3 protein-coding genes are annotated in these 1952 nt (G+C 72.8%); 1 reads left to right on the forward strand and 2 read right to left on the reverse strand.

The window, feature by feature from the left end; translation table 11 throughout:
- A partial coding sequence (locus ACWCO3_RS34275) for a hypothetical protein (RefSeq protein WP_450014144.1) occupies window positions 1-187 on the forward strand: 187 nt, incomplete at its 5' end.
- Here the strand turns inward: ACWCO3_RS34275 and def are convergent.
- Complete coding sequence (gene def, locus ACWCO3_RS34280) at window positions 159-716, reverse strand: peptide deformylase (RefSeq protein WP_145783667.1); 558 nt, start codon at window positions 714-716, stop codon at window positions 159-161. The two genes, ACWCO3_RS34275 and def, sit on opposite strands and share 29 nt — an antisense overlap.
- A 109-nt stretch (window positions 717-825) precedes the next feature.
- The coding region (locus tag ACWCO3_RS34285; RefSeq protein ID WP_450014147.1) for a tetratricopeptide repeat protein at window positions 826-1952 on the reverse strand (1127 nt) is incomplete at its 5' end.

Consider the following 1952-nt stretch of genomic DNA (forward strand, 5'->3'; position numbering starts at 1 on the left):
AGACCTTTGGGACCCGCTCGCCGATCTGCCGATGCCCGAGCGTGAGAGGCTGGTTCGCAGCGAGGTGAAGCTGCTCGACTATCTCGATCGCCTCGCGACGGCGGCCAGGGCGGGGACGGCGACGGCCGGCGTGCCGGCGAAGACCACGCGCATCCGGGTCACCGACCCAGACCGAACGGGTCGCTGATGTGCGGGCTGAGCTTCACCGTGGGCGGGGCTGCCGCGTCGTACCAGTCGGCCTGGCGGATCGCCTTCATGGCCTCCTTGCGACCGGCGGCGTCCAGCCGGTCCAGGAAGAGCACACCGTCGAGGTGGTCGGTCTCGTGCTGCACACAGCGGGACATCAGGCCGGTGCCGACGATCTGCACCGGGTCGCCGAACGCGCTGAAGCCCTTGGCGATGACATTCTGGCGGCGCTTGGTGTCGAAGTAGAGCCCGGGGATGGACAGGCAGCCCTCAGGGCCGTCCTGCTCCTCCTCGTCGGGGAACTCCAGCACGGGATTGACCAGGTGCCCGAGCACGTCGTCGACGTCGAAGGCGAACACCCGCAGACTCACACCGAGCTGCGGTGCGGCCAGACCGGCGCCGTTCTGCTCACGCATCGTGTCGGTCAGGTCGGCGACCAGCCGACGCAGCTCGGCGTCGAAGTCGACCACCGGATCGGCCGGCGTGCGCAGCACCGGATCCCCAAAAAGACGGATGGGCTGGACGGTCACGCGGGGTGGCTCCTTCACGGGTCGGACGGGGATGCCGTACCAGTCTACGGAGTGCCCGGCCGTCCGCCGGCCGGCGTACCTCGATCGGCGACCGCCGGTGTGCCCAGCGTCACCGGCCGGCTCCCGCGTCCGGGGACTCGGCCCGGGTCAGCAGGTCCCGTACCCGCTCGCTGTCCGGGTGGCCGAGGTCGTCGAGGATGCCCAGCGCCCGCCGCCAGGTACGCACCGCACCGGCCGGGTCCCCCGCCGCGTGCCGACTCACCCCGAGCCGGGACAGGGTGTCCGCCTCGTCGTAGCGGTCGCTGATCCGCCGGTACAGCCGCAGGGCCCGCCCGTAACAGCGGATCGCCTCGCGGTGCTCACCCAACTGGGCGTGGATGAAGCCCAGGCTGTCCCAGGTGTTCGCCTCACCATGCCGGTCACCGGTCGGGCGCAGCAGCGCCAACGCCTCCCCGCAGTGCGCGAGTGCCGGCCCGTACTGGCCGAGCTGGGCGTGCGCCCAACCCACCGCGTTGCGCGCACTCGCCTCCCCCGCCAGGTGGCCGGCGGCCTGGTACAGCGCCAGCGCGCGTTCACCGTGGTCGAGCGCCTCGGCGTACCGTCCGAGCCCGTCGAGCATCGCGCCGAACGCCCGGTGGGTACGCGCCTGCCCGGTGTGGTCGCCCAACGACTCGAAGATCACCAGCGCCTGCCGGTAGTTCCTCGCCGCCTCGTCCACCCGGCCCAGCCGGTACAGCACCCGGGCGAGGTCACGGTGGGCGTTCGCCTGCCCGAGCCGGTCGCCCACCCGTCGCGCCCCGGCCAGCGCGGCCTCCTGGGCGAGGACCAGGTCCGGCCAGCGCCCCCGGCGTTGCAGGAAGTCCACCAACGTCCAGGCCAACTGCCAGGCATGACCGTCGAACCCGGTACGCCTCGCGTACGCGACCGCCGCCAACAGGACCGGGTACTCGACGGTGAACCAGGCGAGCGCCTGCCCGTGGTCGGTGATCTCCTCGGGCACCACGCCCGGCCCGGCGGCGGCCAGGGTGACCGGATCCCGACCCGGCTGCAGCAGCAACGCGGCCGCGTGCGCGGTGTGCAGGTAGTGGTCGAGCCCTCGCCGGATCGCGGCCCGCCGGGACTCCGCCGGTTCGAGACGTTCAGCCTGCTCGGCGGCGTACGCCCGGAGCAGGTCGTGGGCGCCGAACCGGCCGGGGGCATGCTCGGTGACCAGGTGAGCGTGGGCCAGCTCCGCCA

The organism is Micromonospora sp. NPDC002411, assembly GCF_053592955.1.